The sequence below is a fragment of the uncultured Ellagibacter sp. genome, from assembly GCF_934643285.1.
In the GTDB taxonomy this organism is placed as follows: Bacteria; Actinomycetota; Coriobacteriia; order Coriobacteriales; family Eggerthellaceae; genus Ellagibacter.
In genome coordinates this window covers 67,514-86,669 of record NZ_CAKUBT010000003.1, presented here as the reverse complement: position 1 = coordinate 86,669, position 19,156 = coordinate 67,514, and the positions used below count along the sequence as shown (strand labels likewise).

The following is a 19,156-nucleotide window of genomic DNA, read 5'->3' as shown; positions in this document are numbered from 1 at the left end:
TTATCAAACCTCTGTTGGGTCGCCATCGAGCCGCAATCGGCAAAACGTCCTTATTCAACAGGAAGAACAAAATAAGCTGCCAGAAAAATCAAACCCCACAATGAAGAAGTCAGCAGTGGAGCAGAAATACGAGGAGATGGCCCGGCAGATGAGGGCTGACGGCGTCAGCGAGGCAATGATCGCCAGGTTCGTCGCCGAGGAGATGGAGGAAGACGAGTTCCGCCGCGGCAAAGGTGTCACGGAGATCGAGGCATAGCGAGAGTGGAGAAAGACCCCCGAACACATCCGCAAGCTGCTGCTCGCCAACGCGTTCTGCCATAACTGCGGCACGACGGAGTTCGCGCCCGGCTACACGCTGCGCATGCGCCACGACTGCGTGCTCATCGAGGGTCGCTGCGCAAAATGCGGCGCCGAAGTCGCGAGGCTGTGCGACTGATGTTGCTGTTGTGGAACGACTACCTCTCGGCAACATCGCACTCGTTGCCCCATTAGGAGCATCCAATCTCTAAACCAAGCGCCGCGACAAGGTGCGCGACCTGCGCAAATACATGCTGAACAACGCCGGCTCCGTGGTTTTCCCGAAAGAAACGATGGGCACCATGGAGGGAACGAACGCCCACGTCGGCGCGGCGAGGATGAAGGGCCGCGGCATGTCGTGGTCAAGGAAAGGCGCCGAGGCGATGGCCTGATCAGGTGCGCGATCGCAGAGGGGCGGCCGCTCATGGCGCCGAAGTTCCCGGCCTTCTTCACGGAGGGAGGGCAGGGCCGCCGAGAGGTCCCTGGCCAGGAGGCCGTCGGCGGTGCCCGAATCCGCGGGGTCCGGCTGGATGCCGCCGCACCAGGCGTCGACCTGGGCGATGAGGTCGAACGCGTGCTTCCGCGCCAGGTCGTGCTAGAATGCGGCCATCCGCAGCGCCGAACGCGCCACGACCCCCATCGCCGCGGCGAGGTTCCCGGCCGACTTTTCCCGCAAAACTTAACTCGCACTTCGGATGAATTTGCAAATTAACCATGATAGGAATAGGAATAGGCTTTGGCTAAATAGCTTCTTTAGAGTACCTTCTTCGCTGCGAGAGCTTTGTGTCGGTTATACTGATTTATCGTTGACCAATTGAACAAGGGTGTCTTATGCGTGATTTCGATTTCAGCATTAAAAGCCTCGACCTGAAAAACTACCGAAGGTTTAAGTCTCTTCATATTGTCTTTGATGATTACCTGAACGTTATTGTCGGCAATAACGGCGTGGGCAAGACAACGCTTCTTAATGCGTGCGCGGTTGCTGCGAGTTCTCTTCTTGCGAAGGTGGAGAATGCACAAAGCCTTAGCATACGAAGGGCCGACGCACGTTGCATCGCTGTCCAAACGGGATCTGTCACGGTTCGTCAGGGCCAATACCCGGTCGAAATTGAGGCTATGGGGTCATTGAATCTTCATCCGTATTGCTGGTCTCGGGAACTGCTTTCAGGGAAATCTAAAATGACAAGAAAGCAAGCCCAAAGCATTATTGCCGCAGGGTATGAGCTTCAACAACGTGTCTCTGCGGGAGAAGATGTTGTTCTGCCCATTTTGGCATACTATGACGCAAATCGTTTCGCTAGTAGGAATACTGCTATTCCTCTGTCTAATGTATCAGGTTCCTTCCTTGCTTCGCGAACTAAGGCCTATTCTGATGCTTTTGGCGTGCAAATTAACGAGGCGCAGACGCTTACGTGGATGCGGAACATGACACTTTGGGAGTTGCAATCTGGTTCAAAAAGCCCCGAGCTTGCTTGCGTTACGCGCGTATTGTCGAATTGCTTTTCGAGCGCTTCCAAGGCGAATAATGTATCTGCGTACTTTGATCTTCAACTCCAAGATATTGCGGTCAAGTTTAAAAATGAAGCCGGAGACGTAGTGATTGAGACAACGTCCTCAATGAGCGATGGCTATAGGTCAGCTGTGCTTATGTTCGCTGATATTGCTCGAAGAATGGCGCAGCTTAATCCTCAGCTTGGAGAAAACGCTTGCCATGCTCCCGGAATAATCATGATAGATGAAATCGACTTGCACTTGCATCCTAGATGGCAAGCACGCATCTTGGGCGATTTGAGGCTGGCTTTCCCGTCTGTTCAATTTATCGTGACGACGCATGCCCCCATTGTGATTTCTTCGGTTGAAGCGCGCGCCTTGCGTATATTGTCTTCGAATGGGGTGGCTCAGCAAGGCGTAGAGACATATGGTGGCAATATCGCACGAATATTGAAAACGGTTATGGGCGTAGACGAGCGTCCTGAAAAGGTGCAGGAGCATTTCAATAATTTCTACAAAAAGCTGGATGCGGAAAAATATGACGATGCTGAGGCGGAGCTTGATAGTCTAACAAGCTTGATTGGATCTAGTGATACCGAATTAGTTGCTGCGCGGACTGCGCTGTTTTTGGAACGGCCGTGAGACTCGTGATTCACATCGTAAAGGGCAAGGCGCCTAAGGAAATGGTTGAAGAGTTGGCCAGCCTTCGGTCGACGCCAGACGCCTCCGTAGATTGGGGCGAACTAAAAAACCGTGAGCCTATTCGCGAATCGCTATGTCGCGAGCAAGGCAATTTGTGCGCCTATTGCATGAGGAGGATTTCCGCCGGCGCCTCGCATGTTGAACACATCGTCCCGCAAAGCATGTGTAAGCCTGGGCAAGATGTCGACTACAATAACATGCTTGCGGTTTGTGACGGGAATGAGAATGCTGGGAACGAGAAGGGATTGACTTGTGACAGACATCGACGCAATACGCCTCTCACGGTCAATCCCTTAAAGCCTGAAACTTTGGAAAATATCGCATATCGTAGCAACGGCCTGATTTATTCTACGGATGAAAGCATTCACGTCGATTTGGTCGACACATTGAATCTCAATTGTGAAGCGGCCTATCTTCCCGAGAATCGCAAAGCAGTAATGGCGGAGTTCAACAAATGGTTGTCTTGCGCTGCGCAACGAGGAAACGCTGCCGGTGCGTGCAAAAGGCGCCGCAAAAAGATTGAGAAGAGCGAAAACAAGCCAGAGTTTGCCGGTGTGTTGTTGTACCTTCTTGACAAAAGAATTCGCCAAGGTAGATAAAGCATGACTCTCTACTGGGCGACGCCGACAACGAAGATTCTTCTCGAGGCGCATAGCATGGGGCGAATTACGGGGATGCGGACGTTTCTTTGGACCGGCTATGCGGCCAGCCCTAGGCTTCTGCGGTACTGCATCGGGCTCATCCAGCCCAGCTTCTCCTTCGGCCGTTCCTCGTTGTAGTATCTCAGATAGGCGTCGAGCATGCGGCAGAACTCGGGTACCGTCACGCCCGACCACTCCCGATGGTGGAAGAATTCATTTTTGAACCTGCCGAAGAATCCCTCGGCCAGTAATGCATATGTCGGCATTACGCGCCGAGCGCGGCATCAAGCCGTTCGTGATAGGCCGCAACTAGGTGCCGGGCAGCGTAAAACATGCGCTTCCATCTGGCTTTTGGTTGGCGGTCCCGGCACATAGCGTTTTCGCTTAAAGCGATTCCAAGAAGGCCAGCAGTCCCTCGTCGGGCTTGAAAAGCGTTTGCTGCGGAGCCTCCCCGAAGGGGTTCTTTCCTAACGCCTTTTCCAGGTTCTTTTCCTTCATCTCCATATCGGCGACCATGTACCTTTGGGTTGTCTGGACGCTCTCGTGCCCCAGCCACATGGCTATCGTGCTCAGGTCGACGCCCGCCGCGAGCATGGCCATCGCCGTCGAGTGCCGCAAAGTGTGCGGCCCTATCTTCTTGCATTTCAGGGATGGGGCGGCCTTGGAGACCCTTCGGACGACGGCGTCCAGCCGCGAGCGCATGCCTGTACGACGCCACGGAGCGACCTGTGGCCCATGAGCCAGGCCATGAACCACGATTCGACCGCCTGCTGGAACGTCACCTCTTCCGAGCTAGCCACGGCGACCACCTCCCACGCTTGCCCAGAACATGTCTGATGCAGCGTCCAAGAGCGCGTCGGTCGCGGTCAGGTACCAGTACGTGTCGGCGACCTTGGAATGCCCGACGTATGCGCTGAGGATGGGCATCATGGCGTTGACGTCGCGGCCCTCCGCGACCCATCTCTCGATGGTGTGCGTGCAGAACGAGTGCCTGCACTCGTACGGGCGGGGAGGCCTTCGGTCCCAGCCAGCCCCTTCGGGAAGGAGAACCCTCCTCGCGATTTGCCAGGCGTATTCGACCGCCCTCACGTCGAACGGCCTTCCACCGGTCCTTTGGAACAGCTGTGTTTCGTAGCATAGAAACTGCACTGGTCACCAACCCTGCTTTTCACCCGTCATCATGAAAAATTTTCACCGATCACCACGCGTGCCAGTAGTCTTGCCAACGCTTGTGCCAACCTCGGCCCGGCAGAGTGCCGGACACCCAGAGGAAGGCAGGAAGGACTTGCTGAGCATGACGCAGCAGATGCAGATCAAGGACCCGGCCGCGAAGGGCAGCACCCCTACCGAGATCAAGGAGGCCACCGGGTTCTCCTACCCCACCATCAGAAAGTACCTCGCCAAGGAGGACTTCTCACCGAAGCGGCCGGTCAAGAGGACCGAGGAGAGCATCCTCGACCCCTACAAGCCGCTGCTCGCCAAGATGTTCGAGGAGGACAGGCGCATTTACCACAAGCAGCGCCACACGGCCAAGCGCATACACAGGCGCCTCGTCGACGAGCACGGGTTCGAGGGCAGCTACTCGACGGTGCAGCGCTACGCGAAGGAGCTGAAGGCCCAAGCGAGGCTCGAGGCGGCGAAGGGGCCTTTTTTGGGCCTGGAGTGGCCGGCCGGCACCATGCAGGTCGACTCGGGCAGGCCGACTTCGACTACCGCGGGAGCCTCACCCGCATGCACTACCTCGCCGAGTCGTTCCCGCAGTCCAACCACGGCCTCGCCCAGCTGTTCGGCGACGAGAAGGCCGTGTGCGTGTGCCAGGGCCTGAAGGACACCTTCGAGCACATCGGCGGCGTCCCGCCGCTGGTGGTCTTCGGCAACGCCACCGAGGTCGGCCGCCGCGTCTGCGGCGAGGTCAAGGAATCCGACCTGTTCAAGGCGTTTCGCATGCACTACGGCTTCGAGGCCGCCTTTGCCAACCCGGACTCCGGCCATGAGAAGGGCAACGTAGAGGGCAAAGTGGGCTGGATCCGCCGAAACCTCTTTGTGCCGGTGCCCAAGGTGGGTTCGCTCAAGGCCTTCAACGAGGGCATGCTCGCGCAGTGCGACAAGTGATCGGAGGAGGACCACTACCAAAAGCAGCTGAGCTGGGCGCAGCTGTTCGAGGCCGACAAGCTCGCGCTGATGCCGCTGCCGGCGGTGCCGTTCGATGCCGTGGACTGGGTCGCGTGCAAGACCGACGGCTACGGCAAGGTCACGATCGGTCGCACCAAGGACTCGCCCGACCACAAGTACCTGGCCGACCCGTCGATGCCCGAGACCGAGGTGATCGTCGGCGTGCGCGCCTACGAGGTCGAGATCGGCACGCTTGCCGGCGAGCGCCTGCGCACCTGCACCCGCCGCTTCGGCGCCGACTTCACAGACGACGAGAACCCGGTTGCCGTGCTCGACGTGCTGGTGCGCAAGACCCGCGCGTTCCCGATGTCGAGCGTGCACGCGATGCTTGCCGAGCCCGTGCAAAAACACCTCGACGTCATGCAGTCCAAGGACCTGCGCGAGCAGCTCAAGACCATGGCCAGGGTTGCTCGCGAGCATGGCATCGAGACCTGCGCGGCGGCCCTCGAGGACACGCTGGCGGCCACCGGCGCGACCGCGCCGAGCGACGTCGAGGTCACCGCGGCGCGCATCAGCTGCGCGGGCCGCCGAGTCCCAGACGACGGCGCGGGCAAGCTGATCATGTACGATGACCTCATGAGGAGAAAGGTGGCGGGCAATGGCTAGGCTCCCGGTCAAGACGCAGGCGCGCTTCGACAGGCTCAAGGGGATGGAGCGCAGGTCGGGCTCGGTGCTGTTGAGCTCGGTGACGTACGGGAAGGCGGCCCAGGAGGCCACCGACGGCCAGTTCGAGTTCCTGTGCTCGCTGCTGCAAAGCGAGTACGACCTGAGAGTCGCGAACAAGATAGCCAAGCTGAGAAGGCAAGCGGGCTTTCCGTTCGCCAAGGACTTCAGGGACTTCTCGTGGGAGGGCATCGAGTTTCCGGCCGACTTCAGCCGCGAGGAGATGCCCACCTGCGGGTTCGTGGACCGCAAGGAGAACGTCGTTCTCTACGGCGGCTCGGACAACGGCAAGACGCACACGGCCGTCGCGCTGGGGCTGATCGCGTGCGGACAGGGCAAGAGAGTGGCGTTCAAGGAGACCTCCAAGCTGATCTTGGAGCTCAACGCCGCCCACCAGGAGGGCAGGCTCAAGCAGAAGCTCGACGCCCTGGAGAAGTGCGACCTGATCATCCTGGACGAGTGGGGCTACCTGCCGTGCGACCCCGACGGGGCCAAGCTGCTGTTCCGCGTGATATCGCTTTGCTACGAGAAGATCTCGCTGCTGTTCACCACCAACATCGACTTCTCGCGCTGGGGTGCGATATTCAGCGACTCCGACATGGCCCGCGCAATGCTCGACCGCGTCATCCACCACGGAAGACTGGTCACCTACGACCGCGAGAGCCACCGCTTGCTCAACTCGCTCATGCGGGCGGAGCCAGACGCCTAGCAGGGGGGCGGAAACCTTGCGCACGATGCCCCGGGGCTCCGGAAGGGAGCCCCCTGGGGGCCACCCAGGGCACCGTGATGATCTGTGAACAATTTCAATGATGACGAGTGAAACGGTCCGTGATTTTTGTGAAAGAAGTGCTTGACGAAACACAAACAGCGCGTCCGGGCGTCCGCATCCCGCGAGGCGGCTCATGTGCGATTCCACGGCGGCCGCGGCGGTGTCGCTCAGCGGCACTATCCTGCCGCGGTTGAACTTCGACTGCCTGACGAGAACGGCACCGGCGGCTGAGTCGTAATCGCCGAGCGTCAGGCGCGTGCATTTCGAGGGCCTCAGGCCGGCCGAGTACATCAGCCCGAACATCGTCGGCAGCGACCTCGCGCGCAGGCCGTCGGGAGAGTGCAGCGAGGCCAGCTCGGACATCATCGACGCGGCCTCCGCGTCGCTGTATATGTAGGGGTCGGTGCGGCCGTGGCACCCGCCCGGCCCTTTCGGGAGCAGCCTCGACTGCGGGTCGACCGCGCACGCGTAGCGCGAGAACGTGCGCAGCGTCTCGTAGAGCCTCACCCTGTACATGGTCCCGCATTCTCGAATCCGTCTATCCATTCGAGCGCGACTTCCGAGGTCAGGGGCCGTCGAACCCCTTTTCTTCCATGTCTTCGGCGAACCGCATCAAGGTGCGGCCCTCGGTCCTCACCTTGTATCCGAGCGAATGCTTGTAATCGAGGTAGCCGCGAACCAGCTCGGCGATCCTAGTCATGCAGCACCACCGGCCAATCGCCGGCCGCCTCGCGCAGGTGCTCGACGTCATGGCGAAGAACTTCCTCGAAGAAGTCGCCCGGCGCTTGGTGGCGGGCGTTAGCCGCACGCTCACATTGGAGGGAATAGAAATGGGCCTCGACAGCAACGTCTCGCAGTTCAATTATTTCGGGAACCATGGCGGCGCCGTGGCAGCCATGGCAACGGACAACGCATCGGTCACGGCAAACCAGACGAACAGCGCGGCGGCCGAAGAGCTCAAGACGATCCTGGAAGACCTGAAAAAGTCGACAAGCGATCTCGATGCCGATAGGCAGCAAGCCGCCCTGGAAACCATCGAGGCTATGAAGGAGGCCCTGTCCGATGCGCAGCCTAAACCCTCAATCATCAAAACGATCATGAACAGCCTCAAGGGCTTCAACGACTGCTCGTCCTTCGCGACGCATGTCGCAGCCCTAGCCACATTCGTGTCGACGCATTTCCCGGGGACCCTGGGATAGTTTGCGAAAAATGAGGCGGCTTGCATCTAATCTTTGCAAGCCGCCTCACCATCGGAGCTGCCGTAGCCTTCCTAGGTTTATCCGCCCATCCTCTCCACGTCCCCATGCGCCCGCAACCCAAGCAGCCATCGAAAATGATGCAGCCCCCATAGCTGCCACGCATACCCGTCCAGTCCAATATTCGCAAAATCACGCCTATAGGCAGGAGGCGCCGACCCGCCCCCATTCCTTCCTCGCCGAGGGGCCGAGGGCTAGTCGAGCCTTATCGGCCTCTCGGGCCTCTTCCTCCCCGAACAGTACGGGCAGTAGCCCGGCCTGGCCCTCACCCTGTCGCGGACGGCCATCTGGCAGACGTGGCCGCACCCGCCGCGCCACCATGCGGGCTTGCGGCTTACGGCCTGCACGCCGGTGGGCTTCAAGCGCTTGTTCATGCGCGGGTGCCACATGGCCGCTATGCTGGGATGCGTGGTGGCCAGGTCGTTGTAGCCGGCGAGCACCTTGCGCCCCGAGCAGTACGGGCAGCCCGGGTCCGCCTTGCCCTTGCGCGCTCGGTTCGCTATGAGGCCGGACCACTCGTGGCCCTCCTTGCACTTCCACCAGACGCGCTTGTTGGAGTTGGCGATCACATCGGTCGGCTTCAGGTCGCCGTTGCGCTCCTTGTTCCACTCCCTCGCGATCTTGGGATGCGTCGTCCTCAGGTCGTTGTAGCCTTTCAGCACCTTGCGGTCGCCGCAGTAGGGGCAACCACGGTCAGCGCCGCCGGTTCTGTTGTAAGCGGATATCTGCCATGCGTGCCCATGCCCGCATCTCCACCAGACCCTCCTCGCGCTGCCGGAGACGATGCCGTCGGGCCTCAGGTCGCCGTTCGGCCCCCAATCCCACTCAGCCAGAAGCTCGAGGTGTTGGCTCGCGAGGTCGTTGAACACCCGCACTTCCTTTGGAGCTCCTCGCTAAAGTCCTCCCTGCCGCGCACTTGTAGACCGTGTCCCGGCACACCCCTGTCTTCCTCGCTATCTCGGAGACGCTGTCCCCTTGGTGTCACAGCTGGCGCATGCGATCATTCTGATTAGACGTGCTGATCATTTCCTTTCCGGACCTCCTTTAGCGGATACATAGCACCCGTCAAGGTAGCCCATAGACTTGGCCAGCATGTCCCATGCGGGAAGTGTCGACTTTCGGCTGACGTTTATGTCGACTTAGATGTTACGGAATACAGCAGCGCCGGCTCGCCGTCGATAAGACCGGGAGCGACGCCAAGCTCGTGAGGAAGATGGCGAACTTCCAGCTGCTCGTGCTGGACAAATGGCTGCTCGAGAAGCCCGACGAGGGCTTCCGCGCCTTCATGCTCGAGGTGATGGAGAGGCGATTCAAGGAGACCCCCACGATCTTCTGCACGCAGTTCCAGCAAAAGGACTGGCATGCCAGGCTCGACGGCGGCATCCACGCCGACGCCATCATGGACCGCATCGTCCACAACGCCTCGTGGGTAGAGATGGGAGAGGTGAACATGCGGGCTAAGTACGGCAAGGGGGAATAGCGCGACCTTGGGAAGGCAAGCGGCGAATTCGCGCTCATGGTCCTGTTCACAAACGCGCCAGGTCAAGGGGGCTGCTGGGCTTCGACGCTCTGATGGAGGCGATGAGGAGCTAGGAAGGCTTCGGTGCGGAGGTGCACCTTCCGCCACCGGCGGCTGTCGAAACGTCAGGTCAGAGCAGGAATCCGCACGTGCGAAAGTAAGGCAGGATTGTGAGCTAAAGAGTCGGAAAACTTCAGTTTTCGGACGGCTTAGGGGAGCGGAAGACAGGTTCGCAACGACGCCACTGCCCGGAGCCGCGACGACAGCCCTAGCGTCGACGACGCCAAGGCACGCGAACTTCACCAACTCGACGTCTCGCTCGACCTGTGGGGAAAGCGGCCGGAATCCGCCTCGCGGAAACGGGCCATCCATTTGCACAGGCCAAGCTTCGCCACCTTGTTGAGCGAGCACCGTCTTTGACGGCCGCATCGACGGCCAGACAGCACTCTATACGCCTGACACGCTTCAACGGCTCCATACGCTGAATCCACAAGGCAAGTCGCAAGCCAGATGATCGGGAATTACCACAGCAACGCTCAGCCTCGCTCTCGTTATCGCAACATAGAGCTTCGCCCTCGTCGCCTGCTCAAGGTTTGCATCATGATTTAACAACCAGTCGCGCATTTTGGAAGTCGGGAACAACAAAACCCGGTCGAAAGTTCTGCCCTTCACGGCGCCCATGTTCTGAGCTCGAACGTCCGAAGGGACTTTTGTCCGCTTGTCATGAACAAGGCAAGCCGCACCGTAACGCTCGTTGTACGCCGCGGCATCAGACTCTCTGACAAGGAAAACACCGGCATGGTCCTCGTCGGAAAATGTGTCAGTCGACGATACGGTCGCAGGAAAGTCCGGGTATAGTGCATCAGCCAAATCCGTAATCTCTTGAGAACAACGGTGGCACGTTCGGAGAGTTTCGGAGTCAATAGAACAATCGAGGTGCCTATCCAACAGGAACCGCCCAAATCCCTTCACTCGATACTGCTTGTTTTTCGTCACGTTGGAGGTGCGATATGTTGCCTGTCGCAAATCGCCGGCGAGACGTACATCCTTAACCTTGCCGATTATGGCGGCAATGAATTCAAGGTCGTAGCCTGACATGTCCTGCACCTCATCTATGCAGACCATTGAGTAGAGCCGCGAAATCCTGTCAAAAACAAGCCCTTCGATCTTCTCATCAATATAGAGAGCTAACTCGGCAACTTTGTCGCTATAAACACGAAGGCTCCCGTCAGACTGACGGAGAGCGTAATGCCGTAAATCGCCCTTTCGGCTTCTTAGAGCGGAAGCTCCGTTAACGAGCTTGATACCGCAAATCTCTTCATCGCCAAGCCCTACTGAACCCTGATAGGGCTTCACACCTTCCCGCAAAAGGAACGTGTACCAAGGCACGATGTCAACGTTTCCGGGAGCATGCCCATACTCACGCAAAAAGACGCGCCTAATCTCGTCAGCGTTCTCATCTGTGAAGGTAGTGAATAGCACGCGCTTATCTGTGCACGCCGCCGCCAACCTCGTCAAATGCGTTGTCTTGCCCGACCCAGCGGCAGCGTCATAGAACACGCCAGCCATGCTACCCACGCCCTATGGCCGCATCGATAAACTCTATGGCGCGCACGATATATTCGGGCCAGACAATGTCCTCATCAGCCGTAAAGAACTTGTACGCGCACTCGGTCTTACTTGCCCTCATGTGTCTCAGGGCGGTGTCGCGGTCCTTGAAAGCTTTATCTAAGACAGCCCCAGTCTTTTGGAGGCCGTTGGCCTCCAAAAGCTCAGGTTCGAGCGTGTTGTACGAGTAATCCTCGATGGACCCTCGTTCCAAGCATCTGCCAGGGAAGCTGACGGCGATACGGGCGCCGATGGGTGCTTGCCCGTCGCAAAGCAACCAGTAGCGACCGTACTGCGAACGCCTTTTATCTACATCACCATCATTATCCGTCAGCGCAACAACCGGCTGCGAGACAGCCTCGGCCATCTGCAAGAACCTTTGCGCCGAGTTGGCGACCGAGACAACTTCGATCCCCTCCTGTATGGGCAAACGTCCTTTGTGCGAGTCCATGTATGCCCGCTGCACTATAAGCTCATCCGAATCGCCCTCCACAAGAATGGCCGCCTTACAAAGAAGGAAGCGTAGGGTCGAGTAGCCGGGCAGCTTCTCGAAGAAGCGAAATGTAGCGGAATCGCAGGCGTCACTTAGCCTTGCGGCGTTGCCGTCAGGACCCACGATAAGCAGGTTACCGAGGTAGAGCTTGTTGGCAACAAAACTGCTGTGCGTGCTCACAAGTACCTGCTGGCCGCCCAGACGCTCGCAAACCCCCTCAAGAAGCGCATTGAGGTTTGCATGGGAGAGATGGGCCTCCGGCTCCTCAAGCAAGATTACACCAGAGCCGCAATCACCGCTTTTCGCAAGCGCAAGCTCGACTTCGGCCATATTTTGGGAACCGGCGCCGGCATGCATGAAGGCAATTGAGTCTAGCGCAGCCACCACACCAGACTCCCAGGCCTGTTTGTTGCCCATATCGCTTCTAAAGCTGACCTTCTTTCCCGTCAGACTCGAAACTTTATCGGAAAGCAGGGAGTTGGCATTGGCGACAGCGTCGCAGCCGTCAAATTGTACCCGCGTCTGCCGATATGCCTGCAAAACGGCGATTTGGTCGTCGCGGTCCAATACATCCTTTGCAAGGTGCGAGATATAAGACTGCTGACTCCCGCTCCTCGCATTGCCCGAGGAGTCAATCAAACAAGACCGAAAGCCCAGCGTCGAAGCCACGAGCCTGTGGCGCGATAAAGTATAGCGCTTAGCGTGATAGTACTCGATAGGCAGAGCGTTGCCTTCAAGCCCTTTGACGTATTCATCGAACTCGGGGCCGAACTCGTCACGATCAAGTTCAATAAGGATGCCAACACCTGATGCGGGCGCCTTACCCACATTATTGTCGCCTTCGTACTTTGCGAGCTCGTGCGCATCAGCGCCGTCAAACGTCGCCTCGATCCGTATACACGGCGGCTCCACCACATGGCCGCTCCTGAGCATGTCGAAATAACGCCCGACGGCGTCGATGCTGAAAAGATCCTGCGTAAGCGCCTGGTTGAGGGACCGCCCGCGAAAAGTGCCCGTCAAAACGAGATGGAGTGCCTCCAGTATTGTGCTCTTGCCGAAATCGTTATTGCCGACAAGTACGTTCATGCCCTGCTTCAACGAGATGCGCACTGGTTCAGAGAACTTCTTGAATCCCTCGATATAAAGCTCTTTGACATATAGCCCTTGCTCCACTCGGCACCTCCCTGCCAACGAGAATTATTTACGTATGTTGGAACCCCTTACTTGCCCACTGCAGGTGATTTAAAGGCTTATGTGGCTGATTTTTGCCTGACGGCCGCCCTCAGCGTCAACCCAACTCACTTCGACGTCAAAAACAGGGTTCAAACCCAGATATGTAATGAGCACCTCGTCGAAGCTCTTCTGGTATTCGAGCTCTGGAAAGGGTACATGGTCCCTCATCACAAGCCCTGCCCTGTCCTTGTCCAGGACCTTGAAGTCCACCTCTCTAGCGGGCTCCTTGCCAACATTGCAAATCCTTAGGCGCCGTCCCTTGCCGACGCTGATTGCGCGAGCCTCTACACAGGCCTTGCGTCCCTCCTCGGCATCAGCAAGCTCATAAGCCTTCAGCTTGGCATCAAGTTCGGCAACCTTGGCCTGCAATGACTCCGCCTTGTTGGATTTGCGAATAGAGACAATCGAAGTCACAAGCGCGGCCAAAGCGATGACATCACCAATGGCCGTTGCTGCATCAATGCTTGCAAGATCCATTAGCGAAAAGCCTTCTTGAAAACCGTATCAAGCTCTTTTTGAACAGCGGCCACGACTTCTTCAGAAATCTCGTCAACGGCAGCGCTGATAGACTCGGAATTATCCTCTATGAGCGCTCCTTTCGTGGTTTTCAGGCTACAGTGGGCGCATTTGAGCTCGGTTTCATCCGGCGCATTTGACAAATCACCAGCGACGTCGTCATATTCGAACTCGTCGTTGCCGCATGCGCGACAAACCATCCTTACCTCACGCGAGAGGTTGTCAAGATTCATGCCTGTCCTCCTGAAACGCCCAAGTGCCGGGCTACGCCACGCTAGCGCACGTATGCACTAACAAAACTCTCACAACTACCTGTACGCGCACCCCTGATTCTCGTGGAACAAAATGCGGCAGGTATGTCTTTTGAGGCTACGCTGCTCACAGCCATGATAGCATCATCGCCGACAGTCGCACGCTTGAACTGTTTTCCGTCGGCGTTACTTTGATGGAGGTCGCGCTCTACCAGCCGGTTGCGACCATGCCGGAATCGATACCCGCAGCATAGCGCACTTGAGCCGACGTGCAAGCCACCGACGAGACATGCTCGGCCCCACGTCCCTTGCCGGCACTCAGCAGAACCTTCGTGTCGACCATCAACACGAAGTTCCTCATCTTCCTGGCCTCGGCGCGACGGACAGCTCGCGTGTCAGCCTGTGAAGCTCGCGGTGCGATGCCATACGCTGCGTTCGACGGCTGGTACACCGACCCCAGCTACGGCCTATCCCGCACGCCTCCTCGTGCGGGATAGGCAAGGTCGAGGAGGTGGCCAGAAGTGCACAGGCGCTTCTGCGGCATCGTCACGGCGGTGAGATTCGACATAGGCAACGGGCGCGTGGAGGCCATCAACAACAAGGTGAAAGTCACCGTGAGAATGGGCTACGGCTTCAAGAACGTGGACAACCTCGTGGCGCTGCTCATGCTCAGGTGCGGCGGCTGCAAGCCGGCGCTGCCGGAAAGACCGGCAAAGGAGAGGAAGTGCTCGAAAAGGAGGGGCAAGAGGACGATGAGGGAGGGTAGCGGTAGCTTCTTAGGCTAAGTCCCTGTCACACAAACTACCAAAGCCCCATCAAAAAGACACGCTGACAGCATTGACAAGCGTACAGTCTAGCGACACATCATGTTAGGGATAAGAAAGGTGCTCAGACGAGCGTCTGCAACACATTGAGCACATAGGGCAAGGCCGCCAATGCCACATCAACGCCCTTGTCGGTCAACCAGCCTAGGACCTTTCCGAGCTTCCCCTCCGCATCTTGCTTAGACTTGCCCTTGGACATATCCAAATCAAGCAACAGCAGCTCTAACTCTTTCTTCAGCTCGTCATCCAAAACGTTACACGGAATGGCTTGGACCTGCTCGGCAACCTGCGTTATCGTCAAAACGTTCTCGACGCTGTTGTGATTGACGGCGTTGGATTGAATATTCACGGTGCGCGATGCGGACTTTGCGAAACCGGAAGCCACCTTCGCCCTGTAATGCTTCAAGTGATCCCTGATATAGAGCAGGTCATCCCTGAAGGTCGAAGTCTCCGATTCGAAACCATAGCCCCTCAAGCCTACCGAGATATTCTTAATTTCACCCCCGTAAACTTGAACCATCCTATCAACGAATGGCTGTACTTCTTCCTCTTGCCCAGAGAGCAAGAGGTGCTCGCACTCGTCGAGATCCTCATCAACAGCTGAGAGGGCTAAGCGAGCCGGATTCGCTTCCAAATCCCTACGCTGAGATTCCTTTAAGCAGACAAGCTTTCCCCTTAGCTTCTCCAAATCGCCCTTATCATCAAAAATTGGCTCCGACGAAAGGGACATAGCCCTCGCCTTGTACCTGTCCAACCCAATCTTTATATTCGAGTCAGAATTCGCAAACACCGATACGGTTTCTTCAACCAGCTTGCCCATCATCAATCTGTTACCAGCTGCCAATGTCGCATCAATCCTAACGATATACTCATCCACAACAGGCACAATCGCCCTCCTACTCGTTAGCCATAGCTTATTTAGCCAATACGTCAGCAATTCGCTCACTAGCATGCCCGTCGCCATAGGTCGAAGTCAATCGATAGAGGCTGGGACTTCCAGGAAACTACCTTAGGCATCAGCTCAATCTTCGCAATCGGTCACATAATATCAGATGAAATGAGGCCTTCTCGACATTGCGGAACCCGATATAGCATGAGCCACACGGCCTCACGCTCCAAAACTCATCAAGAGCGAACGCGCCTCCGTCCCCCATTCACCTGGCTCAGCGACCCCTAACGCAGTCTTTCAGCTTCTCGCTGATGACCTCCATAGAGGCATCGTAGGCATCGGATAGCTTCCTCATCGAATCGAACAGCTGAGTACGGGTCCTTGAGCCAGAAGTGACGCTATGAGCCTTCTGGCGAAATGGCGAGAGGGCTTTTACCAGCTCGACGTCGCCGATCCTACACGAAAGCAACAGGATATCCTCCAGCGACTAGCGCTGCATTTCCGAGTCCGCAGGATTAACAATCCAATCCGCCCATTCCTTCCCTTCAGTAGCAAGCTTATCCATCTAGAGGCAGCATTTCCCCGTGGCCCTCATACCGCGCTGGACGGCTTCTTGCAGCCCCACCAGATTGTCGCGCTCGAAGCGCCACCACTCATCCTCGCGAGAAGCATCGAGCCTCTTGTTCTCGAGCTTATTCTGGTGCCTTGCCGTCATATAAGTCGCAAATAGCGTCACGGCCCCGCCGATAAGCGTGCCGAGAAGCGACGGGAGCGCTGGAATCAAGACGTCCAGAACGGCACTTAGGCTGCAAGAGCCCAACGCAGAATCCTTTCTTCGAGAGCCTACATATTCGCAAGCATATCGTTAATGGCGCTTCCGAACTCGGCATCTTTCTCGGCGCGCTCGAGCTCGGCGCGGCGCCTTGCCAGTTCTTCCTCATACTCGCGTTGCCTTTCGCGCCTCACCATGCGCGCATACTCGCCGTTAGCCCAATCGACTACCTGACCGACGTATTCGACCGCTTCCTTGGCCCTGACCTTGTCGTAGCCCACCATCGGCACCGTGAGGGTTGAGCCGGAGCAACCGAACCGCTTGGGATCAAGATAGAACCCATCGGTGCAAAAGGACGTCTGCCCGTAACTCCTGAAAACGTCCAGCCAGCGGCCTTGAAGCCTGTCGCTCATCTCGAACAGGATGGCACCGTTTTCCCATCGCTTGCCGACGACGCGAATCATAGGCACTTCATCGGATGCAACATTCTCCAGAGCACGGCGCGCAGCGGCTTCAGCGGCGGCTTTGCTGGACAAGGCTTCGACATCCAAGAGAACGGCCTCGATGCTCGGGTAGCGGTCGTCGGGGTTCTGCGCGATCATGCGTTCTACGACACGGTCCAGGAAGGCATACTCCCCGTCGACATCCGAGATTCGCCTGTAGTTCGCGCCCTGCGGGACGACAGCAGTGAAGAGCTCGTTCAGGATCAAACCGAAAGCATAGATGTCGGTCCGCTGATCGCACGAGCCGCCTTTCACGCGCTGCTCAGGAGCGGCGTATTGAAAGTTCGCCAACCGGTCAGACGCGACAGTCTCGACGGTCGCGCCAGGATAGCCCTCCTCAATATGTGCGATGCCGAGGTCGGAGAGCAGCAAGCGATTGGACGAGGCGTCGTAAAGGAGATTTTGGGGCTTGATATCCCTGTGAAAGTTCCCATCACGGTAGAAGGGCCTAAGCTCGTCCATGAGAGCCAGGACCATCTCGGCCAGCGCACCTGCAGAAAATCCCTCAGCCCGCTTCATCAGGCCATCGAGGCTGCCGTCCATCAAAGGCATGACGTAGAAGGGCCGCTTCTCGTTGCCAGAACCGATGCTGCCAAGGTCAACCGCCTTCACGACGGCAGAGCACTTGCCTTCCAGCTCGTAGCGCGCTTCCTGGAGAAAGCGCTTCAGCTTGGAGGGATTGCGGGCCGCTTCCGCGTTCAGCAGCTTGAGCGCGTAACGTTCGCCATCCGAGGCGGCAACCTCGTACACGTTGCCCGCGCCGCCATTCCCGATTCCCTTTACCCGAGTATAAGTTTCTTCGAACGTCTCAAACACCTTATTATTACGGGACGCAACAATTGCCGCACCATTCTCTTCCTGGAAATAGGCAGCGGCCTTGTACGTTGGAATCATGATGGCGTTACCTGAAAGATCATAGCTCAGATTTTTAAGGTAGCCCATTCGCTCAAGCTCGTCGAAAACCAGCTTATCTGCATTCTCCACGGAAACAAACTGATTATCATCCTTATAGCGCTCGACGATTGTCGAAAGCGCCCCTGCGAGCGTGTTGTCTAGTTTCAAGTTAGCCATAGACACCTTACTTAAAGACGATAAAAATAGCTGATAGCCATCAGAGGGAGCACGAGAACAACTACGGTACAGAGCGACGGTGCTCACATCTCAGCATATTGCCTTATCTCCTCCGTCGTTAACGGCGGTTTTCTCGCATAACTCAACAGCCCTCGTCGCGCGATAGTATTTGGGAACGATGAGGCCGACCCTTGCGTCGAACGCGTCGGCATAGGCTGGGCGACCGCCCAGCCTATGCCAGCCACGGCTACCCCTGCTTCCTCCAAACCATACGGTCAACAATGCCCGTATAGCTCTGGATGATCTTCACGACCTTGGTACTCACGGTCTCGTCGGCGTAGTCGGGCACGGGCGCCTCGGGGTAGCTGCCCCCGTCATCCAAGGCCACGGCGGTGCGGACCGCCTGCAGAAGGCCGCGCTCGGAGATGCCCGCCAGCGTGAAGCACGCCTTGTCGAGCGCCTCGGGACGCTCGGTCGAGGTGCGGATGCACACCGCCGGAAAAGGCTTGCCGATGCTCGCAAAGAAGCTCGACTCCTCGGGCAGAGTGCCGGAATCGCTGACCACCGCGAAGGCGTTCATCTGCAGGCAATTGTAGTCATGGAAACCCATGGGCTCGTGCATGCGGACCCTCGGGTCCAGCTTGAAGCCCGTGGCTTCCAAGCGCTTGCGAGAGCGCGGGTGGCAGCTGTACAGGATGGGCATGTCGTACTTCTCGGCCAGCGCGTTGATGGCAGTGAACAGGCTCGTGAAGTTCGCCTCGGTGTCGATGTTCTCCTCGCGGTGCGCCGAGAGCAGCATGTAGCGCTTGGGCTCCAGCCCAAGCTCGCCAAGGACGTTGGACGCCTCGATCTTCTCGAGATTGGCGCGCAGCACCTCCGCCATGGGGCTGCCCGTCACGTAGGTGCGCTCGGGGGCGCAGCCCGTGTCATTCAGGTAGCGGCGAGCATGCTCGGAGTAGGCCAGGTTCACGTCGGAGATCACGTCGACGATGCGGCGGTTGGTCTCCTCAGGCAGGCACTCGTCCTTGCAGCGGTTGCCCGCCTCCATGTGGAAGATGGGGACATGCAGGCGCTTGGCCGCGATGGCGGAGAGACAACTGTTGGTGTCGCCCAGGATGAGCAGAGCGTCAGGCTTCACCTGCGCCATGAGCTTGTAGCTCGCGGCGATGATATTGCCCACCGTCTCGCCCAGGTCGGCCCCCACGGCGTCGAGGTACACATCGGGGTCGTCCAACTCCAGGTCGCGGAAGAAGATGCCGTTCAGGGTGTAGTCGTAGTTCTGCCCAGTGTGCGCCAGCAGGCAGTCGAAGTGCCGCCGGCACTTCTTGATGACCTCCGAGAGACGGATGACCTCGGGGCGCGTGCCAACGATAATCAGCAGCTTCAGGCTGCCGTCATTCTTGAAAGCGACTTGCGTTTCACTCATAACTATCTCCTTAACTATTTTCATCTATTGAATTCGATTCAGGAACAAACCAAACGAGAG

General features: G+C 57.8%; 24 protein-coding genes and 3 pseudogenes. 10 read left to right on the top strand and 17 right to left on the bottom strand.

The annotated features are described in order from the left end of the window. The first annotated feature begins 100 nt into the window (after nucleotides 1-100). The 3 genes from Q0I65_RS03150 (at nucleotide 101) to Q0I65_RS03140 (ending at nucleotide 3,089) form a co-directional block, all read left to right on the top strand. Nucleotides 101-256, top strand: a complete 156-nt coding sequence (locus tag Q0I65_RS03150; protein ID WP_296059702.1) for a hypothetical protein — start codon at nucleotides 101-103, stop codon at nucleotides 254-256. 872 nt (nucleotides 257-1,128) lie between these two features. Then, a complete protein-coding gene (locus Q0I65_RS03145; RefSeq protein WP_296059701.1) occupies nucleotides 1,129-2,430 on the top strand; it encodes an AAA family ATPase in 1,302 nt (433 codons plus the stop codon). A gap of 5 nt (nucleotides 2,431-2,435) precedes the next feature. Continuing rightward, nucleotides 2,436-3,089, top strand: coding sequence for a retron system putative HNH endonuclease (locus tag Q0I65_RS03140; RefSeq protein WP_296059699.1), 654 nt, complete (start codon nucleotides 2,436-2,438; stop codon nucleotides 3,087-3,089). A 98-nt stretch (nucleotides 3,090-3,187) separates the two neighbouring features. Here the strand turns inward: Q0I65_RS03140 and Q0I65_RS03135 are convergent. The 4 genes and pseudogenes from Q0I65_RS03135 to Q0I65_RS03120 all read right to left on the bottom strand — a co-directional run. Continuing rightward, nucleotides 3,188-3,376: pseudogene (locus tag Q0I65_RS03135) on the bottom strand (IS3 family transposase); the annotation flags it as partial. A 139-nt stretch (nucleotides 3,377-3,515) separates the two neighbouring features. Next, nucleotides 3,516-3,833 carry a tyrosine-type recombinase/integrase gene (locus Q0I65_RS03130; RefSeq protein ID WP_296059697.1) on the bottom strand — a complete coding sequence of 106 codons (318 nt, stop codon included), beginning with the start codon at nucleotides 3,831-3,833 and terminating at the stop codon, nucleotides 3,516-3,518. Further along, the gene (locus Q0I65_RS03125; protein ID WP_296059870.1) at nucleotides 3,776-3,931 is read right to left on the bottom strand and encodes a hypothetical protein; all 156 of its coding nucleotides are present in this window, start codon (nucleotides 3,929-3,931) and stop codon (nucleotides 3,776-3,778) included. The genes Q0I65_RS03130 and Q0I65_RS03125 overlap by 58 nt, the downstream gene beginning before the upstream one ends. Then, nucleotides 3,924-4,220 carry a hypothetical protein gene (locus Q0I65_RS03120; protein WP_296059695.1) on the bottom strand — a complete coding sequence of 99 codons (297 nt, stop codon included), beginning with the start codon at nucleotides 4,218-4,220 and terminating at the stop codon, nucleotides 3,924-3,926. Before Q0I65_RS03120 ends, Q0I65_RS03125 begins: the two co-directional genes overlap by 8 nt. 205 nt (nucleotides 4,221-4,425) lie before the next feature. Between Q0I65_RS03120 and Q0I65_RS03115 the strand changes: the two genes are divergently transcribed. The 4 genes from Q0I65_RS03115 (at nucleotide 4,426) to istB (ending at nucleotide 6,675) form a co-directional block, all read left to right on the top strand. Then, nucleotides 4,426-4,956 carry a hypothetical protein gene (locus Q0I65_RS03115; protein WP_296059694.1) on the top strand — a complete coding sequence of 177 codons (531 nt, stop codon included), beginning with the start codon at nucleotides 4,426-4,428 and terminating at the stop codon, nucleotides 4,954-4,956. Beyond that, entirely contained in the window at nucleotides 4,941-5,243 is a 303-nt protein-coding gene (locus Q0I65_RS03110) for a hypothetical protein (protein WP_296059692.1), read from the top strand. Before Q0I65_RS03115 ends, Q0I65_RS03110 begins: the two co-directional genes overlap by 16 nt. An 84-nt stretch (nucleotides 5,244-5,327) precedes the next feature. Further along, nucleotides 5,328-5,909: a hypothetical protein gene (locus tag Q0I65_RS03105; RefSeq protein ID WP_296059691.1), complete on the top strand. Its 582-nt coding sequence runs from the start codon at nucleotides 5,328-5,330 to the stop codon at nucleotides 5,907-5,909. Continuing rightward, a complete protein-coding gene (istB, locus tag Q0I65_RS03100) occupies nucleotides 5,902-6,675 on the top strand; it encodes an IS21-like element helper ATPase IstB (RefSeq protein ID WP_296059690.1) in 774 nt (257 codons plus the stop codon). Before Q0I65_RS03105 ends, istB begins: the two co-directional genes overlap by 8 nt. Nucleotides 6,676-6,822: 147 nt before the next feature. Here istB and Q0I65_RS09665 read toward each other — a convergent pair. Both Q0I65_RS09665 and Q0I65_RS03095 read right to left on the bottom strand, forming a co-directional pair. Then, nucleotides 6,823-7,101: pseudogene (locus Q0I65_RS09665) on the bottom strand (tyrosine-type recombinase/integrase); the annotation flags it as partial. A gap of 199 nt (nucleotides 7,102-7,300) precedes the next feature. Beyond that, nucleotides 7,301-7,435, bottom strand: a complete 135-nt coding sequence (locus tag Q0I65_RS03095; RefSeq protein ID WP_296059689.1) for a hypothetical protein — start codon at nucleotides 7,433-7,435, stop codon at nucleotides 7,301-7,303. Between Q0I65_RS03095 and Q0I65_RS03090 the strand changes: the two genes are divergently transcribed. Beyond that, entirely contained in the window at nucleotides 7,434-7,934 is a 501-nt protein-coding gene (locus tag Q0I65_RS03090) for a hypothetical protein (RefSeq protein ID WP_296059688.1), read from the top strand. The two genes, Q0I65_RS03095 and Q0I65_RS03090, sit on opposite strands and share 2 nt — an antisense overlap. Before the next feature lie 251 nt (nucleotides 7,935-8,185). On the opposite strand, the gene Q0I65_RS03085 is transcribed toward Q0I65_RS03090, so the two are convergent. Beyond that, nucleotides 8,186-8,653, bottom strand: a complete 468-nt coding sequence (locus tag Q0I65_RS03085; protein ID WP_296059686.1) for a zinc-ribbon domain-containing protein — start codon at nucleotides 8,651-8,653, stop codon at nucleotides 8,186-8,188. A gap of 24 nt (nucleotides 8,654-8,677) precedes the next feature. After that, a pseudogene (locus Q0I65_RS09660) lies at nucleotides 8,678-8,860 on the bottom strand (zinc-ribbon domain-containing protein); the annotation flags it as partial. 284 nt (nucleotides 8,861-9,144) lie between these two features. On the opposite strand from Q0I65_RS09660, the gene Q0I65_RS03080 reads away from it, so the two are divergent. After that, complete coding sequence (locus Q0I65_RS03080) at nucleotides 9,145-9,471, top strand: ATP-binding protein (RefSeq protein WP_296059864.1); 327 nt, start codon at nucleotides 9,145-9,147, stop codon at nucleotides 9,469-9,471. A gap of 504 nt (nucleotides 9,472-9,975) precedes the next feature. Here the strand turns inward: Q0I65_RS03080 and Q0I65_RS03075 are convergent. The 5 genes from Q0I65_RS03075 to Q0I65_RS03055 all read right to left on the bottom strand — a co-directional run bounded on the left by Q0I65_RS03075 (nucleotide 9,976) and on the right by Q0I65_RS03055 (nucleotide 13,972). Further along, nucleotides 9,976-11,079: an AAA family ATPase gene (locus Q0I65_RS03075; RefSeq protein WP_296059685.1), complete on the bottom strand. Its 1,104-nt coding sequence runs from the start codon at nucleotides 11,077-11,079 to the stop codon at nucleotides 9,976-9,978. A gap of 1 nt (nucleotide 11,080) precedes the next feature. Continuing rightward, complete coding sequence (locus tag Q0I65_RS03070; protein WP_296059684.1) at nucleotides 11,081-12,784, bottom strand: AAA family ATPase; 1,704 nt, start codon at nucleotides 12,782-12,784, stop codon at nucleotides 11,081-11,083. A 69-nt stretch (nucleotides 12,785-12,853) separates the two neighbouring features. Beyond that, nucleotides 12,854-13,321, bottom strand: coding sequence for a hypothetical protein (locus Q0I65_RS03065; protein WP_296059681.1), 468 nt, complete (start codon nucleotides 13,319-13,321; stop codon nucleotides 12,854-12,856). After that, nucleotides 13,321-13,593 carry a hypothetical protein gene (locus tag Q0I65_RS03060; RefSeq protein ID WP_296059679.1) on the bottom strand — a complete coding sequence of 91 codons (273 nt, stop codon included), beginning with the start codon at nucleotides 13,591-13,593 and terminating at the stop codon, nucleotides 13,321-13,323. The genes Q0I65_RS03065 and Q0I65_RS03060 overlap by 1 nt, the downstream gene beginning before the upstream one ends. A 226-nt stretch (nucleotides 13,594-13,819) precedes the next feature. Further along, nucleotides 13,820-13,972, bottom strand: coding sequence for a hypothetical protein (locus Q0I65_RS03055; RefSeq protein WP_296059676.1), 153 nt, complete (start codon nucleotides 13,970-13,972; stop codon nucleotides 13,820-13,822). Nucleotides 13,973-14,132: 160 nt separating this feature from the next. Between Q0I65_RS03055 and Q0I65_RS03050 the strand changes: the two genes are divergently transcribed. After that, the gene (locus tag Q0I65_RS03050) at nucleotides 14,133-14,396 is read left to right on the top strand and encodes a transposase (RefSeq protein ID WP_296059675.1); all 264 of its coding nucleotides are present in this window, start codon (nucleotides 14,133-14,135) and stop codon (nucleotides 14,394-14,396) included. A 103-nt stretch (nucleotides 14,397-14,499) separates the two neighbouring features. Here Q0I65_RS03050 and Q0I65_RS03045 read toward each other — a convergent pair whose 3' ends face one another. The 4 genes from Q0I65_RS03045 to wecB all read right to left on the bottom strand — a co-directional run bounded on the left by Q0I65_RS03045 (nucleotide 14,500) and on the right by wecB (nucleotide 19,096). Beyond that, nucleotides 14,500-15,321 carry a hypothetical protein gene (locus tag Q0I65_RS03045; RefSeq protein WP_296059674.1) on the bottom strand — a complete coding sequence of 274 codons (822 nt, stop codon included), beginning with the start codon at nucleotides 15,319-15,321 and terminating at the stop codon, nucleotides 14,500-14,502. Nucleotides 15,322-15,889: 568 nt separating this feature from the next. Next, complete coding sequence (locus Q0I65_RS03040) at nucleotides 15,890-16,144, bottom strand: hypothetical protein (RefSeq protein WP_296059672.1); 255 nt, start codon at nucleotides 16,142-16,144, stop codon at nucleotides 15,890-15,892. 23 nt (nucleotides 16,145-16,167) lie between these two features. Continuing rightward, complete coding sequence (locus Q0I65_RS03035; RefSeq protein ID WP_296059670.1) at nucleotides 16,168-17,670, bottom strand: serine/threonine-protein kinase; 1,503 nt, start codon at nucleotides 17,668-17,670, stop codon at nucleotides 16,168-16,170. 247 nt (nucleotides 17,671-17,917) lie between these two features. Continuing rightward, on the bottom strand, nucleotides 17,918-19,096 hold the full coding sequence (gene wecB, locus Q0I65_RS03030) for a UDP-N-acetylglucosamine 2-epimerase (non-hydrolyzing) (protein ID WP_296059669.1): 1,179 nt from the start codon (nucleotides 19,094-19,096) through the stop codon (nucleotides 17,918-17,920). Between the last annotated feature and the right edge of the window lie 60 nt (nucleotides 19,097-19,156).

Bases quoted from the DNA above. Each gene is read 5' to 3' on its own strand.
- Q0I65_RS03065 (WP_296059681.1), bottom strand. From the start codon at position 13,321: ATGGATCTTGCAAGCATTGATGCAGCAACGGCCATTGGTGATGTCATC.
- istB (WP_296059690.1), top strand. From the start codon at position 5,902: ATGGCTAGGCTCCCGGTCAAGACGCAGGCGCGCTTCGACAGGCTCAAG.
- Q0I65_RS03075 (WP_296059685.1), bottom strand. From the start codon at position 11,079: ATGGCTGGCGTGTTCTATGACGCTGCCGCTGGGTCGGGCAAGACAACG.
- Q0I65_RS03130 (WP_296059697.1), bottom strand. From the start codon at position 3,833: ATGCGCTCGCGGCTGGACGCCGTCGTCCGAAGGGTCTCCAAGGCCGCC.
- Q0I65_RS03060 (WP_296059679.1), bottom strand. From the start codon at position 13,593: ATGAATCTTGACAACCTCTCGCGTGAGGTAAGGATGGTTTGTCGCGCA.
- Q0I65_RS03090 (WP_296059688.1), top strand. From the start codon at position 7,434: ATGCAGCACCACCGGCCAATCGCCGGCCGCCTCGCGCAGGTGCTCGAC.
- Q0I65_RS03035 (WP_296059670.1), bottom strand. From the start codon at position 17,670: ATGGCTAACTTGAAACTAGACAACACGCTCGCAGGGGCGCTTTCGACA.
- Q0I65_RS03145 (WP_296059701.1), top strand. From the start codon at position 1,129: ATGCGTGATTTCGATTTCAGCATTAAAAGCCTCGACCTGAAAAACTAC.
- Q0I65_RS03095 (WP_296059689.1), bottom strand. From the start codon at position 7,435: ATGACTAGGATCGCCGAGCTGGTTCGCGGCTACCTCGATTACAAGCAT.
- Q0I65_RS03150 (WP_296059702.1), top strand. From the start codon at position 101: ATGAAGAAGTCAGCAGTGGAGCAGAAATACGAGGAGATGGCCCGGCAG.
- wecB (WP_296059669.1), bottom strand. From the start codon at position 19,096: ATGAGTGAAACGCAAGTCGCTTTCAAGAATGACGGCAGCCTGAAGCTG.
- Q0I65_RS03055 (WP_296059676.1), bottom strand. From the start codon at position 13,972: ATGAGGAACTTCGTGTTGATGGTCGACACGAAGGTTCTGCTGAGTGCC.
- Q0I65_RS03115 (WP_296059694.1), top strand. From the start codon at position 4,426: ATGACGCAGCAGATGCAGATCAAGGACCCGGCCGCGAAGGGCAGCACC.